At 46.2% G+C, this 19,770-nt stretch carries 17 protein-coding genes; 15 read left to right on the forward strand and 2 right to left on the reverse strand.

Annotated features, from left to right (window positions below):
* Positions 1-43: 43 nt before the first annotated feature.
* From GJQ68_RS08755 to GJQ68_RS08765, 3 genes are all read left to right on the forward strand, one after another.
* Positions 44-1,093, forward strand: coding sequence for a PorP/SprF family type IX secretion system membrane protein (locus tag GJQ68_RS08755; RefSeq protein ID WP_162416934.1), 1,050 nt, complete (start codon positions 44-46; stop codon positions 1,091-1,093).
* A gap of 12 nt (positions 1,094-1,105) precedes the next feature.
* Positions 1,106-2,335, forward strand: coding sequence for a M48 family metallopeptidase (locus GJQ68_RS08760; RefSeq protein ID WP_162416935.1), 1,230 nt, complete (start codon positions 1,106-1,108; stop codon positions 2,333-2,335).
* Positions 2,336-2,537: 202 nt separating this feature from the next.
* Positions 2,538-3,323 carry a phytanoyl-CoA dioxygenase family protein gene (locus tag GJQ68_RS08765; protein WP_162416936.1) on the forward strand — a complete coding sequence of 262 codons (786 nt, stop codon included), beginning with the start codon at positions 2,538-2,540 and terminating at the stop codon, positions 3,321-3,323.
* A 1-nt stretch (position 3,324) separates the two neighbouring features.
* On the opposite strand, the gene GJQ68_RS08770 is transcribed toward GJQ68_RS08765, so the two are convergent.
* A complete protein-coding gene (locus GJQ68_RS08770; RefSeq protein ID WP_394351289.1) occupies positions 3,325-4,383 on the reverse strand; it encodes an NAD(P)H-dependent glycerol-3-phosphate dehydrogenase in 1,059 nt (352 codons plus the stop codon).
* Positions 4,361-6,055, reverse strand: a complete 1,695-nt coding sequence (locus GJQ68_RS08775; protein ID WP_162417163.1) for a 1-acyl-sn-glycerol-3-phosphate acyltransferase — start codon at positions 6,053-6,055, stop codon at positions 4,361-4,363. Before GJQ68_RS08775 ends, GJQ68_RS08770 begins: the two co-directional genes overlap by 23 nt.
* Positions 6,056-6,174: 119 nt before the next feature.
* On the opposite strand from GJQ68_RS08775, the gene GJQ68_RS08780 reads away from it, so the two are divergent.
* From GJQ68_RS08780 to GJQ68_RS08835, 12 genes are all read left to right on the forward strand, one after another.
* A complete protein-coding gene (locus tag GJQ68_RS08780; protein WP_162416938.1) occupies positions 6,175-7,149 on the forward strand; it encodes a polyprenyl synthetase family protein in 975 nt (324 codons plus the stop codon).
* Between the two features lie 317 nt (positions 7,150-7,466).
* Positions 7,467-7,916 (forward strand): division/cell wall cluster transcriptional repressor MraZ, encoded by a 450-nt coding sequence (mraZ, locus tag GJQ68_RS08785; RefSeq protein ID WP_162416939.1) that lies wholly within the window; start codon positions 7,467-7,469, stop codon positions 7,914-7,916.
* The gene (gene rsmH, locus GJQ68_RS08790; RefSeq protein WP_162416940.1) at positions 7,909-8,820 is read left to right on the forward strand and encodes a 16S rRNA (cytosine(1402)-N(4))-methyltransferase RsmH; all 912 of its coding nucleotides are present in this window, start codon (positions 7,909-7,911) and stop codon (positions 8,818-8,820) included. The genes mraZ and rsmH overlap by 8 nt, the downstream gene beginning before the upstream one ends.
* On the forward strand, positions 8,817-9,197 hold the full coding sequence (locus GJQ68_RS08795; protein ID WP_162416941.1) for an FtsL-like putative cell division protein: 381 nt from the start codon (positions 8,817-8,819) through the stop codon (positions 9,195-9,197). The genes rsmH and GJQ68_RS08795 overlap by 4 nt, the downstream gene beginning before the upstream one ends.
* Positions 9,194-11,302 (forward strand): penicillin-binding protein, encoded by a 2,109-nt coding sequence (locus tag GJQ68_RS08800; RefSeq protein ID WP_162416942.1) that lies wholly within the window; start codon positions 9,194-9,196, stop codon positions 11,300-11,302. The genes GJQ68_RS08795 and GJQ68_RS08800 overlap by 4 nt, the downstream gene beginning before the upstream one ends.
* Positions 11,299-12,765, forward strand: a complete 1,467-nt coding sequence (locus GJQ68_RS08805; RefSeq protein WP_162416943.1) for a UDP-N-acetylmuramoyl-L-alanyl-D-glutamate--2,6-diaminopimelate ligase — start codon at positions 11,299-11,301, stop codon at positions 12,763-12,765. Before GJQ68_RS08800 ends, GJQ68_RS08805 begins: the two co-directional genes overlap by 4 nt.
* A 1-nt stretch (position 12,766) precedes the next feature.
* Positions 12,767-13,978: a phospho-N-acetylmuramoyl-pentapeptide-transferase gene (gene mraY, locus GJQ68_RS08810; RefSeq protein ID WP_162416944.1), complete on the forward strand. Its 1,212-nt coding sequence runs from the start codon at positions 12,767-12,769 to the stop codon at positions 13,976-13,978.
* Positions 13,979-15,340 (forward strand): UDP-N-acetylmuramoyl-L-alanine--D-glutamate ligase, encoded by a 1,362-nt coding sequence (gene murD, locus GJQ68_RS08815; protein WP_162416945.1) that lies wholly within the window; start codon positions 13,979-13,981, stop codon positions 15,338-15,340. It begins immediately after the preceding gene.
* Complete coding sequence (locus GJQ68_RS08820) at positions 15,327-16,496, forward strand: FtsW/RodA/SpoVE family cell cycle protein (RefSeq protein WP_162416946.1); 1,170 nt, start codon at positions 15,327-15,329, stop codon at positions 16,494-16,496. The genes murD and GJQ68_RS08820 overlap by 14 nt, the downstream gene beginning before the upstream one ends.
* A gap of 4 nt (positions 16,497-16,500) precedes the next feature.
* Positions 16,501-17,613 carry an undecaprenyldiphospho-muramoylpentapeptide beta-N-acetylglucosaminyltransferase gene (gene murG / locus GJQ68_RS08825; protein WP_235941245.1) on the forward strand — a complete coding sequence of 371 codons (1,113 nt, stop codon included), beginning with the start codon at positions 16,501-16,503 and terminating at the stop codon, positions 17,611-17,613.
* The gene (gene murC / locus GJQ68_RS08830) at positions 17,610-19,010 is read left to right on the forward strand and encodes a UDP-N-acetylmuramate--L-alanine ligase (protein WP_162416947.1); all 1,401 of its coding nucleotides are present in this window, start codon (positions 17,610-17,612) and stop codon (positions 19,008-19,010) included. The genes murG and murC overlap by 4 nt, the downstream gene beginning before the upstream one ends.
* Positions 18,997-19,764, forward strand: a complete 768-nt coding sequence (locus GJQ68_RS08835; protein ID WP_162416948.1) for a cell division protein FtsQ/DivIB — start codon at positions 18,997-18,999, stop codon at positions 19,762-19,764. Before murC ends, GJQ68_RS08835 begins: the two co-directional genes overlap by 14 nt.
* The last annotated feature ends 6 nt before the right edge of the window (positions 19,765-19,770 follow it).

Below are 19,770 nucleotides of genomic sequence, written 5' to 3' on the forward strand. Positions count from 1 at the left end.
AAACGTTTATAAACTGTCTGGTATCCAATAAACGAATAAATCTTTGTTTCAGTCACAAATACGTATAGTTTTTTTAGTCCTCGCTGCTGGGTGTATCGCTGGGACCAGTTTTGCCCAAGATCCGCAATACAGCCAGTATTATGCGGCACCACTCTATTTGAATCCCGCCTTTGCCGGCTCCGAATTGGCTACCCGGGTGGGGGTAAATTATCGAAGCCAGTGGCCTGGATTGGAGGCAAGTTTCTCCACGTTTTCTGCCTATGCGGATACTTTTTTGGACGAATACAACACCGGTGTAGGTTTTTTGGTAACCAACGACACGGAGGGGGCTGCGGGACTGCGATCCACCCATGTATCCGGAATGCTTTCTTATGAATTAAAACTAGGGGACAACCTGTACCTGAGACCGGGATTTCAAGCAAGCTATCTACGAAGAGATATTGGTTTTTATGAAAATTTGGTTTTTGCCAATCAAATAAATCCAACCGATCCCTTTGGTCCCATCCTCCCTGGCAATGACCTGCAGGGATTCGGTGAACCGGTAAACCTCCTTTCCCTATCCTTCGGAGGCTTGGTTTTTACCGATAATTTCTGGTTCGGGCTTTCCACACACCACGTAAACCAACCCAATCAAAGTTTTATTGAAGAAGGAATAAGTCGCTTACCCATTAAATATTCTATCCATACAGGTTACCGGATTTCCCTGGGCAGGGGATCGGCCCGTAGGGATTTTACGCACACCTACCGGCAACGGTATTTTACTCCTACGATCAATTACAAGCGGCAGGGACCTTTTGAACAGTTGGATGTAGGGGCTTACTTTTACCTGGAGCCAGTGGTCTTTGGCCTTTGGTACCGGGGACTTCCCTATAAACCCGTAGAAAACCAAAGCAACCGGGATGCGCTGGTCCTCATGGCCGGTTTTAATTTACCTACCGGCTTGAATATAGGGTACAGTTTTGATTATACCGTGTCTCAATTGGGCATTCAATCCGGAGGAGCGCATGAAATCAGTATTTCCTATATATTTCCGCCCAGTAATCCCGGGGCTCCCAGAAAACGAGATACCATTCTCCCTTGTCCTAAATTTTAATACTTTTGCAGCATGGACCAGGATACAATTAAATACCTCTTAATGGGGATTATCAGCCTTTCTTTTTTGTTCGAAAAAACAATCAGTTTTCTGAATGTCAGCCGAAAAACAGGTCCGGTCCCCAAAACATTGGAAGAATACCTGGATGAGAAAACCCTTACCCGAAGCAAGGAATACCAACGAACAAATTACTATTTCGGGATGGTTTCAGGTCTCTTTACCTTGTTATTAACCCTTGTTTTTATACAATTCGGTTTTTTTGGATGGCTGGATGAGTGGCTGCGGCAATTTGGTTTGTCAGACCTGGTTCTGTCCATCGCTTACTTTGGTGTATTGTTTATCGGCTCGGATATCCTTTCCATCCCCTTTGACTACTACCATACGTTTAGGATCGAAGCGGAATATGGATTTAACAAGACTACCGTCAGCACCTTCTTTGCGGACAAAATTAAAGGGTACCTGCTGTCTGTAGCCATTGGCGGAACCCTGCTTTTCGTTTTGCTTTGGTTGGTGTTAGCAATTGGTAATGACTTCTGGTGGATTTTCTGGCTTATTTCGGCTTTATTTATTGTATTGGTTAACCAGTTTTATTCCGCCCTCATTTTACCTCTTTTTAATAAATTGACTCCCCTTAAGGAGGGAGAACTTAAAGACACCATCCTCAATTATGCCCAAGGCGTGGGGTTTTCTCTGGAAAATGTTTTCATCATAGACGGTAGCAAACGATCCTCAAAGGCCAATGCCTTTTTTTCAGGAATTGGAAAACGAAAAAAAGTGGTGCTATACGATACCCTGATCGATCAACATACACCGGATGAACTTGTGGCAGTGCTGGCACATGAAATTGGCCATTACAAAAAAGGTCATATAAAAACCGGATTGGTAACGGGAATCCTGCAAACCGGCATTATCCTTTATTTGTTATCATTGGTCATTTTTAATGAACAAATCAGTTTTGCCCTGGGAGGTACCGTGTCCTCCATTCATTTGAATATCGTGGGTTTTACCATGCTGGTATCTCCCCTGTCCATGATCCTGGGCGTGGGCATGAATGCGATCAGCAGGAAGCACGAATATGAAGCCGATACTTTCGCCAAACGCACCTATGCCGGAAAACCATTGGCTGAAGCACTCAAAACCCTTTCGGCCAAAAACCTTTCGGATATCAATCCCCATCCCCTGTACGTTTTTGTCAACTACTCTCACCCCCCACTTCTTAGCCGGTTAAAAAGACTGGAATAAAGGCATTGCTTTTCTTTGCTGAGTAAGCTATCTTTATTCGTTATCTCAAAGAGGACCGTTGGGATGGGCCGGAAAAAGCAGGATTAAACTACTTACCAACCCCCTATTCACGTCCTTCTAGCTGTAAAGAAAGAAGGCGTTATCCCGGTTCTTAAGCAGCCTTTAAAAAAAAAATGATTTGGCTGGCAAAATGATGTAAAACATGCAACAACAAACACTTCAACAACTGGGCGTTCACGAAAACCTGCTTTCCAAAGCTGAAAAAGCGTTTCTCCAACGGGAAGGGTACCTTAATTTGGGAAAATTACTTTCCGATGAAACAGTGGCTGTTTTACGCGCCAAAATTCAGGAATTGCTCGAAGAGGAAGGAGATCAGGCAGGGATCGAATTGATGCAGTCTCCCAACATCCGACACCCAAAAGAACCGGGATCCGAACGATTAGGAGATCTTGTCAACAAGGGAGCGGAATTCGATCTTTTCTACACTCATCCTAAAGTATTGGCTGCCATTTCCTGGGTATTGGGAACTTCCTTCAAATTATCCTCGCTAAATTTCCGCTCAGCGCTACCCGGTGCAGGCCTTCAAAAACTTCATGTCGATTGGCCGGAAGCGGTTCAAAACAGGGACTTTCAGGTGTGCAACTCGATTTGGCTGCTGGATGACTTCCATCAAGAAAATGGAGCTACCCGGGTTGTTCCTGGAACGCACCTGAAAAATACCTTACCACAGGAAGAAATGGATAATCCAATGGATTCTCATCCGGATGAAATTGTCATCGAAGCCCCGGCGGGATCCGTGGTTGTGTTTAATTCCCACACCTGGCATGGAGGAACCACCAACCGGACTTCCGCACCCAGAAGGGCTATCCACAGCTATTTTTGCCAAAGAGACCAAACTCAGCAAACCAACCAAAGGCAGTATATACGACCTGCTACCTTGGACAGAATCAGCCAGGAGGCAGCTTACCTATTGGGACTAAACGACTGATTTACAGGAAATCAATATCCGTATAGATGGGATATTTCATCAGGGATTGCAGGGCGGTTTCTACCTTATAATCTTCAAAAAGTACCCGGTGTAAATTTTCTGTGATGGGAGCTCTGCGATTCGTGGATTCCAGGTAACGCTTGATAAGCTTGACCGTATTGATACCCTCGGCTACTTCCTCCATATCGGAAGTAATGTCGACGAGTTTCTCCCCTTGAGCCAATCGAAATCCCAGGGTATAATTCCGGGAGAGGGTAGAATTGCAGGTCGTTACCAAATCCCCTATCCCGGCAAGTCCCAGAAAAGACTTCGTACCACCACCCATGGCATTCCCCAGGTGAATTAATTCCACCATGCCTCGGGAAACCAACAATCCCTTGGCATTGTCTCCCAACCCCAAGCCAGATAGGGCACCTGCAGCGATGGCGATGATGTTTTTCAAAACACCGGCAAGTTCCACTCCGATAATATCGGAATTGCCATATACCTGAAAATTATCCGATCTCAGTAGGCGCTGCCCTTCGCCAATTACTTCATTGTATCGACTCGCCACCACGGTGGCTCCCGGCTGATGCTCCAGTAATTCCTTGGCCAGGTTCGGACCGGCCAGACAGCCAATTCGCTCTACTACTGTTTCCTTTAAAATCACCTCACTCATCGTACAAATATGCTCCCGATTGATGCGGGTGATGTTTTCCAAGGTCTTGCCTTCAGGCAAATTCAGGGAAAGCCCCTTGGTCCCGTGAATTAAAAAATGATAGGGGTGAAGATAGGGCGCAAATTGAACCATCACCTCCCTGAAACCCGACGAAGGTATCATGGGAAACATTACTTCGCAGGCTTCACAAAGCATCTCAGGGTCATTGGTGGCTTTAATTTTCTCGGCCAGCTTTCTATTCTTGACCGTATGCGTTTCATTAATGGCTTTTACGACGGCTTCATCGCGTGCATAGACCAGCACCTCATTTTTTTCTGCCAGCAAATTCGCGATCGCAGCACCAAAACTTCCAATACCAATTACACCTATGGGTCGGGCATTAAATGATTTTTTCCAATTCATATCCATCCAGTCGGTTATGGTAATAATATAGTAAACTAATATCTTCTGTTATCACATGCCCGTCTTCCGTACGGATCAGAGGCCTTTTGGCATGATACATACCCACATTTTCCAAACCGTGACGTATGATTTCCTCGAGCGGCTTTTCCAAATGGGGGGCAATGCCCAATTTACCTCCTTCCTTCAGCCGCTTTATTTCATCTAATACCTTTCCGCAGGCAGTCATAAAGTCATCGAAGGGAAGTTGAATATCCTCCTCCGGAAGCTGTAACAGGCTAAACAAATCCAACTTTTCATTGCTACGTTGTATGAGTTGAAATGCGGTAAAGGCAACCAAATGACTACTAAAAACCCGGTTTATTTTATGGAATTCTTCCGCAATGCGTTTTCCAAGTTTTTTGGTATACTCCTCTTCCCTCTGCAGGTCAACCGTCACCTGATCATTGGCAATAAAATAATCCTTGCAGTCTATCGGCCGGCCATGCCTATCCCTGCTATTTCCCTTTTCATCCACGTAATTACCCAGAATATCCATCGCTTTCCCAATTGAAACGGATATGTCGGATCCTTTTGTGAAAAACTTTACCAGGAATTTTGAAATTTTATACGAGGTAGAAAATTCATCTGACTCGCTGTAATATCGCTCCTGGCCGGTATAGTTCAGGTGTTCTTTTATCAGACTGGGGGCTTCCAAAACAAAATGATAATTGATCGTAACGGGCACTATAAAAACCTTTCCAGGGTCTTCAGGCTCCGCCTGATAATTGGCTCGTTGGGCTTCAATCGCCGTGCTGAGCAAACCAAGCTTTAATTTCGATTCGATCGTCCCACTTCTGGAACGCGTACCGCCTGGAAAAAACAAACTATGGCACCCGAACTGAATCGCTTCCCGGGAATAGGTTTTCAGGGTTTCCAGGTAAATTTGATTTTTCTTTCTGCGGTCTACCTTATAGGCCCCCAGGGCATTCATAAAATAGGCGAAAATCTGGATGTTGAACAAGTTTAGCCCTGCTCCATAAATGAAAGGCGGCAGGCCGAGGGTGCTGATCGTCCATCCAATCAGGATGCTGTCCAAATTACTAAAATGAGTAGGCACCATGACAATGGTACCTTTCGAAGCAAGCTCCCGTAATTGATCCGTTTCTCCAATAATCTGGATTTTATCTTGCAGGCTGTATTGGTTGCTAAATATAGATTTGAATCCCTTTACCCGGGAAGTATTCAGCAGCCGGGAAAATCCGAAGGTAACGATCCTCCGGGTCATTTTATAATGACTGTGCTTAAAATTACTGGCAATTTCCTCTGCATAGCGCTGGGTGATGGCCGTTAATATTTCCAGGTACTTCGCTTTCTTATCCGACTCTTGGAGTTTTTGATCCACCCCGATAGCCAAAAGGGAAGACTTCACCCCTGACCAGAATGACGCTTCATCGTCCGGATCTACCAGCCAGGGGTTTTGCTTGAGGCGCATTCTTTCCCGGTACAGGGTGACCTCCAGTTCCTCTTTTAATGCTTGAACCTGATTTCCGGTTAGGCTTTTTATTTTTTCACTGCTGGACGCTACTACTTGTTGGATAAATTCTTTCCTGCCTTTACTCAGCCTTACCACTGGCCATTCGTCCTTTTTTGGCAATATGGGTTCGTATTGGTGCTTGATATAGTCGTCGGTCAATGGTTTGTCTTTTGGTTGGTCAAAGATAACCAAAAATAAAATTCATTAAACAGAATTATCAATAGGGCAGTTTTGTCAATGGTGGAATAGATTGTAATATTGCACCATTCCAAACACCCATGAAGCAGGATTTACAGCAGATACAAGCCCCGATAGCCACTGAGATGGCTGATTTTGAAAAAAAGTTCCGTTCCTTCATGCAGAGCAAGGTCAAATTGCTCGACCATATCACCCAATATATTGTTCGAAGAAAAGGCAAACAGATGCGCCCCATGTTTGTTTTTCTTAGCTCGGGTGTCAGCGGAAGTATCAGCGAGGCCTCCTATCGGGGGGCGGCTCTAATTGAACTTCTGCACACGGCCACACTCGTACACGATGATGTGGTCGATGACGCCAACTACCGCCGGGGTTTTTTTTCGATCAATGCCCTTTGGAAAAATAAGATCGCTGTTTTGGTTGGTGACTACCTGCTTTCCAGAGGCTTGTTGTTAAGTGTTGAAAATGGCGATTTCGATTTATTGAAAATCGTCTCCAATGCCGTAAGGGAAATGAGTGAAGGAGAACTTCTACAAATTTCAAAAGCGCGTAAATTGGATATTACCGAAGAGGTGTATTACACCATTATCCGGCAAAAAACAGCTAGCCTGATTTCCTCCTGCTGTGCAGTAGGGGCTGCTACCGCAGGTGCAAGTGGCGAAAGTACTGAAAAAATGCGTCTTTTCGGTGAAAAAGTAGGCATGGCTTTCCAAATTAAAGATGACCTATTTGACTATGGAGAGGACGTGGTAGGTAAGCCTGTTGGGATCGATATCAAAGAAAAGAAAATGACGCTTCCCTTAATTTATGCCCTTAATCATGCCTCTTGGGTAGATAAGAAGAAAATCATCTACAAAATACGAAACGGGAGCGAAAACAAAAGTACCGTTAACGAGATAATTAATTTTGTCAAAGCCTCCGGAGGGCTGGAATATGCCCAAAAGGTCATGAACGATTTCTACCAGGAAGCGCTATCCATTTTGGCCGAATTCCCGGAGTCCGACTATAAAACCTCTCTGTCCGCATTAGTAACCTACACCATCGAACGGGAAAAATAAATTTTCCGCTTTTTTTTATTTTTTCATGGGAATTCCCCCCACTTATTTTTCGGCAGCCGGATTGCCTTGCTACTATTCCTGGAATGTATTCCTTAAAAACCCCTATTTAAACCCTAGATAATGGGGTTTTAGTGAGAATTAGGTGCTGATTCATAGTCCGTTGCCACCTTCGATTGTTCCCATTATTTTTTGGTAAAAAATTGTGTTTGTAGTTTGTTTTGGATACTTTTATACCAATGTGGTAAAAAGTGGGGCAAAGTGGTATAAAGTGTTTGGCTATTTACTACTTTTGTATTCTATAATCAGGAAGCAGAGGAATGGCATCTTTCACCGGTGAATTTGAATGTAAACTGGATGCCAAGGGCAGGTTGGTATTACCTTCTAAAATGAAGGCATCGCTACCTGAATCCTTGGGTCAGGAAATGATGCTGCGCAAAGGTCTGGAACCTTGTCTTGAGCTGATCCCGATGATAGAAGTACGGAAGGACCACAACAAACTGGCCAGTCTGGACGATACGGATGAGGATGTCAGGCGCTTTAAGCGAGCCTTTTTCAGAAGGGAATCGCCTGTAGAGCTGGATACTGCGGGGAGATTTCTGATACCAAAAAACATGCTTCGGCATGGGCAATTAGAGAAAGACGCTGTACTCATCGGAATGGGTACCAAAATAGAAATCTGGAACCCGGATCTTCACGATGCCTATTCTGCTAAAGAGGAGCAGGTATACAAGGATTTGAACAAAAAGTTTTTAGGAAAAAGTGGATAACCCGGCCTACCATATCCCCGTGATGCTTGAAGCCTGTCTTTCCGGACTGGCGATAGATCCTGATGGTATTTACCTGGACCTTACCTTCGGTGGAGGCGGCCATGCTATGGAAATCCTGAAGCGGCTGGAAAAAGGACATCTATATGCCTTTGATCAGGATCCGGATGCGGAAGCAAATATTCCTGAAGATGATCGGTTCACCTTTATCCAGGCGAATTTTCGGGATATAAAACGCTATTTAAAACTTTACGGGGTAGCGAAAGTAGATGGAATTCTGGCCGATTTGGGGATTTCCTCTCATCAGATAGACGAACCGTCAAGAGGCTTTTCAACCCGCTTTGAAGGGAAGTTGGACATGCGAATGAGCCAGTCCGGAGAGCTGACAGCGGCGGAGGTTTTAAACACCTATTCCGAAGCAGCACTTCAAAAAATGCTTGGCCTCTATGGAGAAGTGAAAAATGCCAAAACACTGGCCAAAGCGATCGTAGCTTTTCGGGCAAACACTCGTTTCGAGAGCAGCACGGAATTCAAGAAACTACTGGATAAGTATGCCCCCAAAGGAAAATATGCGAAATACTCCGCTCAGGTATATCAGGCCCTTCGGATAGAAGTAAATCAGGAACTGGCGGCTCTGGAGGAAATGCTGGTCCAAAGCATTGACCTGCTAAAACCAGGAGGGCGTTTGGTAGTGATGAGCTACCATTCGTTGGAAGATCGATTGGTAAAAAACATTATGACCAAAGGTAAATTGCATGGCGAACTGGAGAAGGATTTCTATGGAAACCCGTTAAGACCTCTGGAACCGGTCAGCAGAAAAGCCATTGTTGCCGATCCGGAAGAAGTGGAGCGCAATAAACGCGCAAGAAGTGCCCGGTTACGAATAGCAAGGAAAGGACGAACATGAGTAGAAATAGTTTTAGAAAACCCATCAAACCCACCGGGAAACAAAAAAAATCCTGGTTCAACCCCTTTGCGCTTATAGAGCAAAAGCTGGATATCAGTGGATTGGTAGGGGATAACGTTCCGGTCAAGCTGGTACTTCCTTTTCTATACGCTGCATTTCTAGCCATGATATACATCTGGAGCAACCATCAGGCGGAAAACACCATACGAAAAATTGACCGGCTCCAACAGGAAGTAGAAGATATCCGTGCGGATGTCACCACTTTGGAAGCAGAATACATGTATTCGAGCAAGCAATCCGAAGTGGCTAAAAAAATACAGGTATTGGGAATAGTTGAAATTGAAGAACCACCTCAACGAATTGTTTTAGAAAAGTGAATATAAAAAAATCCATATTGCTCCGGGTCAGGCTTTCCTTTTTGGTGGTAACCATGATAGCCGGTGCTATTTTTTATAGGATAGGCACCATTCAGTTTGCCGAAGGGGATAAATGGCGGCAATTATCAGAGGACATCCACCTGCAATACCGACCGGTAAAGGCCACCCGAGGTAATATCTATAGCACAGATGGCAGTCTGCTTGCTACCAGTTTGCCTTTTTACCGCGTAGCCATGGACCCTTCCATTGCTTCCGGTGCTCAACTTAAAGACGGAATCGATTCCTTAGCCACCCTGCTTTCCGGTTTTTACAAGGACCGTTCCGCCGCCTCTTATAAGCGAATGATCCTGGACGCCCGAAATGAAGGCAAAAAATACCTGACGCTGAACAGGAAACAAATCGGCTACCAGGAAAAGCTTAAGATGATGAATTGGCCCCTATTCAGGGAAGGTAGAATGGGTGGTGGAATCATTTTTGAAAAAATTGACAAAAGGTACCGCCCTTTCAAAAACCTGGCTGGGAGAACGGTAGGCTTTTTAAACGAGGACCAATACGGAGTGGGCCTGGAATACAGTTTTAACGAGTACCTGGAAGGAAGAAATGGGGAAGCCCTTTTTCAAAAAATAGCAGGTGGCAGCTGGAAGCCGCTGCACGATGCGGAGGATATCAAACCCACCGATGGATTTGATATACACACCACCCTGGATGTGAATATTCAGGACCTGGCGGAGTCTGCATTATTAAGGCAGTTGATGAATAAGGATGCCGCCTATGGTTCTGTGATCGTCATGGAGGTAGCTACCGGACATGTTAAAGCAATCACGAATCTCCAACGGAACAAAAACGGCTATGGCTATGGAGAATATTATAATTATGCCGTAGGAGAGCAAGGCCTCACCGAGCCCGGATCCACCTTTAAATTGCTTTCCATGCTGGCCTTGCTGGAAGAGGGAAAAATCAATCTGGAAGACAGCATTGATACCGGCAACGGCAGCTATAAGTTTTACGACCGTTACATGCGAGATGCCAAACACGGGGGCTACGGAAAAATTACGGTTCGGGAGGCATTCGAAAAATCTTCGAATGTCGGCATTTCAAAAATGGTCCATGACCATTTTGGCCACCAGCCCCACCGCTTTATAGAATACATTTCCCAGGTAAAACTGGATGGGCCGCTCGGGTTTCAGATCATTGGTGAAGGCATCCCTTATTTTAAAAATCCCGACGATAAAAACTGGTATGGAACCACCCTCCCCTGGATGTCGATTGGATACGAACTCAAAATAACTCCCTTGCAGACGCTCTCCTTATACAACGCGGTAGCCAACGGAGGAACGCTGGTGAAACCCATGATCGTCAAACAGGTGTCCAAAGGCAATACGGTGGAAAAAAGCTACCGTACCGAAACCATACGAAAAAACATTGCCTCCAAAAAGACCTTAACCCAACTTCGAAGTCTATTGGAGGGCGTGGTAGCGAATGGTACCGCAAAAAATATTCATAATGAATCCTATTCCATAGCCGGGAAGACCGGAACGGCCCAGAAATTGGAGAACGGCAGGTATACGCAGAAATACTATACCTCTTTTGTCGGCTATTTTCCGGCAGACCAACCTAAATACAGTGCCATCGTGGTCATTGATAGCCCAAAAGGATTCAATGCCTATGGAGGGGATATTTCCGCGCCGGTTTTCCGCGAAATTGCCGATAAGATCTTTGCGCAGGACTTGCACATTCAGGAAGAATCGACAAGGAGGAAGGAAATTCCGCCAATCGACAGGGAAGAGTTTCCTTTCATTCAGGCGGGCAATGTAGAAGAATTACAAATGATCTGTAACCGCATGGGCATTTCAAATCATTACAGCGGTTCCGAGACCTGGGTAAAAACAAAGGTTGCCAACCGCTCCATACAATGGGTGAGTAATGCGGTAGAAAAACCAGTTGTTCCGGACGTTTCGGGAATGACCCTCCGGGATGCGCTATACATATTGGAAAACAAAGGGTTACGCGTGCAACATTCCGGAAAAGGGAGGGTTCGTTCCCAATCTTTGGCTTCCGGAAGCCAGTTTGAAAGTGACCAGGTGATTAAACTAACGTTACGTTGAACATACAGCTAAAGGACATATTGTACAAAGTTTCTTTGGTTTCTACCAAAGGCAACATGGAGGTTTCCGTCAACCAACTGGCTTTTGACAGCCGGAAAGTCGTTGCGGGGTCCGTATTTGTGGCTATTCCTGGCACCCAGGTGGACGGGCATGCCTTTATTAAAAATGCGGAGGAAAAAGGAGCCGTTGCCATCGTTTGTGAATCGTTACCAAAGGAGCTACAAGAGGGAATTACGTACGTGCAGGTGGTGAATGCAGCCCAATCCCTGGGCTTGATGGCGGCCAATTTTTATGGAAACCCCTCTGAAAAACTGACTCTGATAGCGGTCACCGGTACCAACGGCAAAACGACCACCGTCACCCTGCTCCACCAGTTGTATTCGGAAATGGGCTACTCTTGCGGGTTGATATCCACGGTCGAAAACCGGATTATGGATCAGGTGCTTTCTGCCAGCCATACCACCCCGGACGTGTTGGCCATCAACGAGTTGCTGCTGAAAATGCAGGAAGAAGGCTGTACCCACTGTTTTATGGAAGCGAGCTCTCATGCCATTGTACAGGAAAGGACGGCAGGGTTGAAATTTGCAGGGGCTCTATTTACGAATATTTCGCACGACCACCTGGATTATCACGGAGATTTTGATAGCTATATCAAAGCCAAGAAAAAATTATTTAACGAACTCCCAAAGGATGCCTTTGCCCTGATCAATGCAGATGATAAAAGGGGCCGGGTAATGCTTCAAAACTGCAAAGCCAGGCAATTTACCTTTGGTTTAAAGTATCCCGCTGATTTTAAAGCAAAAATACTGGCAAACTCGCTTCACGGGCTGGAACTTGATCTGGAAGGCAAGCAGGTTTGGTTCAGGCTTATCGGTGAATTTAATGCCTATAACCTGCTTGGGGTCATGGGAATTGCCTTGCTCCTGGGGGAGGAGGAAGAAGAAATATTGCGACAATTATCCAAATTAACTGGCGCAGTGGGTAGATTTGATCAGGTCGTTCATGCAGGCATCACGGCAATAGTGGATTATGCCCACACTCCTGATGCGCTGGAAAATGTACTGAAAACCATTCAAAAACTCCGGACTGGCGGTGAGACGCTGATCTCACTGGTAGGCTGCGGCGGAAACAGGGATCGTAGTAAAAGACCGGTAATGGCCAAAATTGCCTGCTCGTTAAGCGATCGGGTAATATTTACCTCCGACAATCCGCGGGATGAGGATCCCATGACCATCATTCAGGAAATGGAAGCAGGTATTAACCCCATTGACCATAAGAAAACGCTTACCCTTGCCGATAGAAAAGCCGCCATCAAAGCTGCCTGCAGCCTGGCCAAAAAGGGAGATATCATTTTGATTGCCGGAAAGGGCCACGAAACCTATCAGGAAATCAAGGGAGTCAAACACCCCTTTGACGATAAAAAAATAGTGAAAGAATTTTTAGAACTAATACATAAGGAATGATATGCTCTACCATCTTTTTGACTATATAGACCAAACGTATGATTTTCCCGGTGCGGGTGTGTTCCGGTATATCTCCTTTCGAGCCGGTATGGCCGCACTGTTTTCGCTCTTGATCACCATTACGCTGGGAAAAGGGATCATTGACTGGATCCGAAAAAAATCAATCGGTGAAACGGTGAGGGAGTTGGGATTGCAAGGCCAGCTGGAGAAAAAAGGCACTCCCACCATGGGCGGATTGATGATTATGGCGGCCATAGTCATTCCAACCCTTTTGTTTGCCAATATTTACAACATCTACATCATCCTCCTTTTGGTGACCACCCTTTGGCTGGGGGGAATCGGCTTTCTGGATGATTACATTAAGGTATTCCGGAAAAACAAAGAAGGCCTGGCCGGCTGGTTTAAAATTATCGGGCAGGTATCCATCGGGATCATTGTGGGTGTCACCCTTTACTTCCATGAAGACGTGGTGATCCGGGAATTTCAGGATACGGTATCCATCGCAGAAGGGATCGTAGACACGCCCGCATTTCAGGACGTAAAGTCGATGAAGACCACCATCCCGTTCCTCAAAAACAACGAACTCAACTACGACCTGGTATTTGGTTTTTTAGGTGAAAACTTCACTCCGATACTTTACGTTATCCTGGTGATTTTTGTCGTCACAGCGGTTTCCAATGGGGCGAATATCACCGATGGAATAGATGGACTGGCTGCCGGAACTTCTGCCATCATTGGCCTTACCATTGCCATTTATGCCTACATCAGTGGCAACGCCATCTTCTCCCAATACCTGAATGTCATGTTTATCCCCAACTCCGGGGAACTGGTGATTTTCTGTGCGGCATTTGTGGGAGCCTGTGTGGGGTTTCTTTGGTACAACTCTTACCCTGCCCAGGTATTTATGGGAGACACCGGAAGTCTGATGATTGGTGGTGTCATTGCCGTGCTTTCACTTACGCTTAGAAAGGAACTCTTATTACCGGTTCTATGCGGTATTTTCCTGATCGAACTGCTTTCAGTCATCATTCAGGTAAGCTACTTTAAATATACGAAAAAGAAATATGGGGAGGGACGAAGGGTGTTCCTGATGTCTCCGCTACACCACCATTATCAGAAAAGAAATGTTCCGGAGGCGAAGATAACGGTAAGATTTTGGATACTGGGAATCTTGTTTGCCATCATGGCATTGGCTACACTTAAATTAAGGTAAATGCAAAAAACGGCGATCATAGGATCCGGAGAAAGCGGTTTTGGAGCAGCCCTGCTTGCCAGGCAACAGGGTCACGGCGTATTTGTGTCCGATGCTGGCAAAATAGCTGAAGAAAAGAAAACCGTTTTCCGGGAAAAGGGAATTGACTTTGAGGAGGGACAACATACGGTGGGCTCCCTTTTGACTGCTGATACGGTGGTCAAAAGCCCGGGAATCCCCTTTTCCAATCCCTTGGTGGCGCAGCTAATCTCCTCTGGTGTCCCCGTAGTGGATGAACTGGAATTTGCCTTTGGCTTTAGCCGGGGAAAGGTGATCGCCATTACCGGTACCAATGGCAAAACGACCACCACCCTGCTGACCTATCACCTTCTAAAATCTGGAGGATTGAACGTGGGCCTGGCTGGCAATGTAGGAAAAAGCTGGGCACTGCAATTGTGTGAAAACGACCACGATTGGTGGGTTCTGGAAGTTAGCAGCTTTCAAATAGAGGGGTTCGTGAAATTTCGCCCCGCTATCGCCATGCTGCTAAACATTACACCTGACCATCTGGACCGGTATGATAATGACCTGTCGCTTTATGCGGCAACCAAATTGAAATTGACAGATAAGATGGGAATAGCGGACCATTTTATTTATTTCGATGAAGATCCAATCATTAAATCTACGCTGAATAGCCGGAAGAGCCAGCCAGTAGATCTCCCCTATGGGTTAACCATCAGTCCACAGCGAAAGGCATACGTGGGGGAAAAGAAGCTGACTGTAAAAACCGAGGAAGAAATCTGGACCTGGCCCATAGAGGAAATGGCCTTGCAAGGAAAGCATAACCGCTGCAATTCCCTGGCAGCCGTATTGGCGGCTAAAACGGCGGGAGTACCCTCCGAAAAACTCGGACCTGGACTGAAAACCTTTGTAAACGCAGCACATCGAATGGAATGGGTGGCTGAGGTCGACGGTATCCAGTTTATAAATGATAGCAAAGGTACGAATGTGGATGCTACGGCATTTGCATTAGAGGCCTACCAAAACGATCTCATCTGGATAGCCGGAGGCGTGGATAAGGGAAACGACTACAGCCTGCTGGATAAAAAAATAGAAGGGCACGTAAAAGTGCTGATTTGCCTGGGGAAAGATAACGAAAAACTAAAAAAAGCCTTTTCTGGAAAAATACCCACTATTCTGGAAACGCAAGACTTGAAACAGGCCATCAGCTGGGCCATGGAAAAAGGTGCTGCGGGAGACCTGGTTTTGCTATCTCCCGCCTGCGCCAGTTTTGATCTTTTTAAAAATTACGAAGATCGCGGCAATCAATTTAAAGAGGCAGTTTTGAACTTGAAAAAAGCATTTGAAGATGGCAAAAGTTAAAATCTGGCTGGAAGAAAACCTAAAGGGAGACCCTATTATCTGGGGTATCGTGATCCTGTTGTCCATGATCAGCATCCTGGCGGTGTATTCCGCTACGGGATCTCTTGCCTACCGCAAAATGGGAGGAAATACGGAGATCTATTTATTTAAACACAGTGCGTTGATTTTGACCAGTCTGGTAGTCATGTGGGCGGTGCACACCATTCCCTATAAATATTTCTCCAAATTGAGTTTATTCGCTCTATGGGTAAGCGTCCCCTTGTTGTTAATCACGTACCTTTTTGGGTCTACCATCAACCAGGCCAGCAGGTGGCTCACCATTCCTATCATTGATCAGGCATTTCAGCCCTCGGATCTGGCCAAACTGGCCCTTATAGCCGCTGTGGCAGGCATGTTGGCAAAACGGCAGCGGAAAATAACGGACATCAAAGGCACCTTTATTCCGATTATCGTTTGGATCGGTATCATTTGCCTGCTTATTGCCATTGCTAACATGTCCACTGCTGTCATGCTGCTGGCTACCTGTCTTCTGCTGATGTTTATAGGAAGGGTCCCCTTAAAATACCTTCTGGTTGTTGGCATGGTGGGCACGCTGGTATTATCCACCGCGATCCTGATGGGCCAGCGAGGAGGGGTATTCTTTTCCCGAATAGAAAAATTCATGAATGATGAGCCCGGGGAGATTCCATTTCAGGCCAAGCACTCTTATATAGCAATCGCAACTGGAGGCATCACTGGCAAAGGCCCCGGTAAAAGTGAACAACGAAACATACTCCCGCACCCCTATTCGGACTTCATCTATGCTATTATCATTGAAGAGTACGGGATGGTCGGGGGAGGCTTTGTGCTCTTTATGTACCTGGCTTTGCTCTACCGCGGCATGCGAGTGGTAGCCATTTCCACCCGGCCTTTTGGAGGCCTGCTGTCCGCAGGGTTAAGCTTTTCACTGGTCATTCAGGCAATGATTAATATGGGGGTAGCAGTGGGACTAATTCCCATCACCGGACTGCCCCTCCCCATGGTAAGCATGGGGGGAACTTCCCTGATATTCACGGGCATATCCTTGGGTATTATCCTGAGCGTTAGCAGGGGAGATCACGAAGATGCCTTTCTGGGAGAAGAAAAAACGATAAGAAACCGAGTAAACGCAGCATGAAATTTTGAAAAACAGCACCGAGACATATCGAATCATCATAAGCGGGGGAGGCACAGGAGGCCATATATACCCCGCTATAGCCATTGCTAAAGCCTGGAATGAAAGCTATCCGGAGAGCGAGGTATTATTCGTGGGTGCCGAAAACAAAATGGAAATGCAAAAAGTCCCGGAAGCAGGGTATCCCATAGAAGGCTTACCTATTGCTGGATTACAGCGAAGGTTCACCCTTGAAAACCTGAGCTTTCCCTTTAAGGTCTTGGACAGCCTGCAAAAAGCCCGAAAACTCATCAAAAACTTCAAACCCCATTTGGTGGTGGGTGTTGGCGGATATGCCAGTGGCCCGGTGCTTTTCGCCGCTCAGTCAAAAGGAATACCCACCCTGATCCAGGAGCAAAATAGCTATGCAGGACTGACCAATAAGTTGCTGGCCAGGAAAGCAGCTGCCATTTGCGTGGCCTATCCTGAAATGGATCGCTATTTCCCCGCAGGAAAGATCCACTATACGGGAAATCCAGTAAGAAAGGATATTTTGAGCCTGGAGGGCAAGAAAGAAAAAAGTTGGCAGCATTTTGGCCTGGATCCTGCAAAACCGGTGATTCTCTCTATTGGAGGAAGTCTAGGGGCACGTACCATTAATGAGGCGCTGCTGGCGAGTATGGCCGGTTTTGAAGCCAACGGATACCAGGTGCTCTGGCAAACGGGCACCTATTATTACGATAATGTGGTCAAAAAAGTAACGGACTCCGGTTTGAGCGCTATTCTCCCCAAGGAATTTATCAAAGAAATGGATTTTGCCTATGCCGCAGCAGACATGGTTATATCCCGATCCGGGGCGCTTTCCGTCTCCGAGTTGAGCCTTGTGGGCAAACCCGTCATCTTTATTCCTTCACCCAATGTGGCCGAGGACCATCAAACCAAAAACGCCATGGCCTTTGTTTCCCAGGATGCTGCCCTATTACTCAAAGATAGCGAAGCCATTCAAAACCTGGAACCGATGGTACATTCCTTGCTACAAAACCCGGAAAAACAGCAGGCCCTGTCGCAGGGCATAAAAAAGCTTTCGAAGCCAAATGCAGCAACGGAAATCGTTCACGTAATGGAAACCCTGGTACAATGAACTTAAATAACCTACATAGCGTCTATTTTCTTGGCATCGGAGGGATCGGAATGAGTGCGATCGCCCGCTGGTTTAATCACATCGGGGTACCTGTCTATGGATATGACAAGACCCCTTCTCCCCTCACAGAGTCCCTGGAAGGGGAAGGCATGCAAATCAGCTATGCCGATGACAGCAGTCAGATCCCCAACGAATTTAGCTCCTCTACCGAAAACAAACTGGTAATCTGGACCCCTGCCGTTCCGCAGAGTAGCCAACTTTTTCGGTATTTCGAAGGGCAAGCCTATCCCTTGATGAAACGATCGGCCGCACTGGGTCTGATTACAAAATCCATGGAAACGGTGGCTGTAGCAGGCACCCATGGTAAAACCACCACCTCTTCCATGATTGCGCACCTACTCAAGAATGCCGGTAGAAATACCGCTGCTTTCCTGGGAGGACTCACCCAAAACTACCAGAGCAACCTGATCCTCCACGACGAAGGGAGCAAGGAAGCGCCTCTGGTAGTGGTGGAAGCCGACGAATTCGACCGCTCCTTTCTGCAACTTCACCCAAATGTGAGCATTGTGACGAGTATCGATCCCGATCATTTGGACATTTATGGAGATCCGGATCAATTTCTGGACGGATTCTTAGCCTTTATAGGCCTGACAAGCCCGGATGGACACCTGTTTATCCATCATGGAGCCTATGAAAAAATTAAGGGAAAAGATTTTGGAAACGTCGCTGTCAGCACCTACGGCCTGGATGCCGGAACGGTCCGAGCGGAAAATATCCAGGCCGGCACCGTGGCTTTTTCATTTGATTACGTTTCCGGGGATGACCGGATTGAAGGCCTGAAATTACGGGTACCGGGTTTTCATAACATTGAAAATGCGGTCGCTGCCATAGCCGTTGCCCGGTATTTTGGCTTGTCAAAAGAAGCCATTAAAGAAGGAATTGCCACCTACAAAGGCGTAAAAAGAAGGTTTGAATGCATTCATTCAAGTGATACCATCACCTACATCGATGATTATGCCCACCATCCGGAGGAAATCAGGTCCTTTTTAACTTCTGTCAAGGCGATGTATCCTTCAAAAAAGCTGACCGCAGTATTTCAGCCACATTTATTTACCCGAACCAGGGATTTTGCAGCCGGGTTTTCCGAAAGCCTTTCGCTGGCCGATGAGGTCATCCTGCTGGACATTTATCCAGCCAGGGAATTGCCTATTGAAGGCGTGACGGCAGCCATGTTGCTGCCTGAAATAACCAGTTCGAAAAAGCAGGTACTGTCGAAAGAAGCCCTTCTGCCCTACCTAAAGCAGCAGCCTCCCGAAGTATTGGTAACCATTGGGGCGGGTGATATAGATCGTTTGGTAGAACCTATAGCAAAATGGATAGCAGATGACAAAGCTTAGAGATAGAAAAATAAAAAAACCCATCCTCCTGATTTTGGTGGGACTGGTACTCTCTGGGTTTATTGCCTTTATAGAGCACAAAGCCGGGTCACATACGATCGCGGGATTGGAAGTTTACGTGGAAGGGGTGAGTGATGTTTATTTTGTGGACGAAAAAGAGGTCGCCAGCTTGTTAACCAATGCCTTTCCCGGCCTGGAAAAGAAGGCCGCTTTAAGTGAGGTTTCCATTAATGAAATGGAGAAAAAAGTAGAAGCCCATCCCTTTGTCAGAGAAGCCGAGGTGTTCAGGGATTTGAAAGGGAAAATTATGGTAAAAGTGAGTCAGCACGTTCCGATGGCAAGAATTGTGAGGCCCAAGGCTGCCGATGGCTATATCAGCACCAAAGGAAAAATATTGCCCACCTCTGCCAACTATACCAGCAGGGTGCTCATCCTTACCGGGCCAAGGGCTGAGCGTTTATTGAAGCTGGATGATTTGTCGGAGCAAGAATCCAGCTTACTGGCACTCATTCAGTTTATCAGTCAGGATCCTTTTTGGGCCGCTCAGATCAGCTCCCTGGAATTACTGGGGAATGGGGACATCAACCTGCACCAGCAGGTAGGAAAGCAGGTCATTGAATTTGGGAAACCAGAGGATATTGAGCTGAAATTTAGAAAAATAAAAACCTATTATAAGAGAATTCTTCCCGAGAAAGGATGGAATACCTATGATCGGGTAAATGTAAAATATAAGGATCAAATCATTTGTGAATAACTGTTA

It is taken from the genome of Cyclobacterium roseum, assembly GCF_010119225.1.
Classification (GTDB): Bacteria; Bacteroidota; Bacteroidia; order Cytophagales; family Cyclobacteriaceae; genus Cyclobacterium; species Cyclobacterium roseum.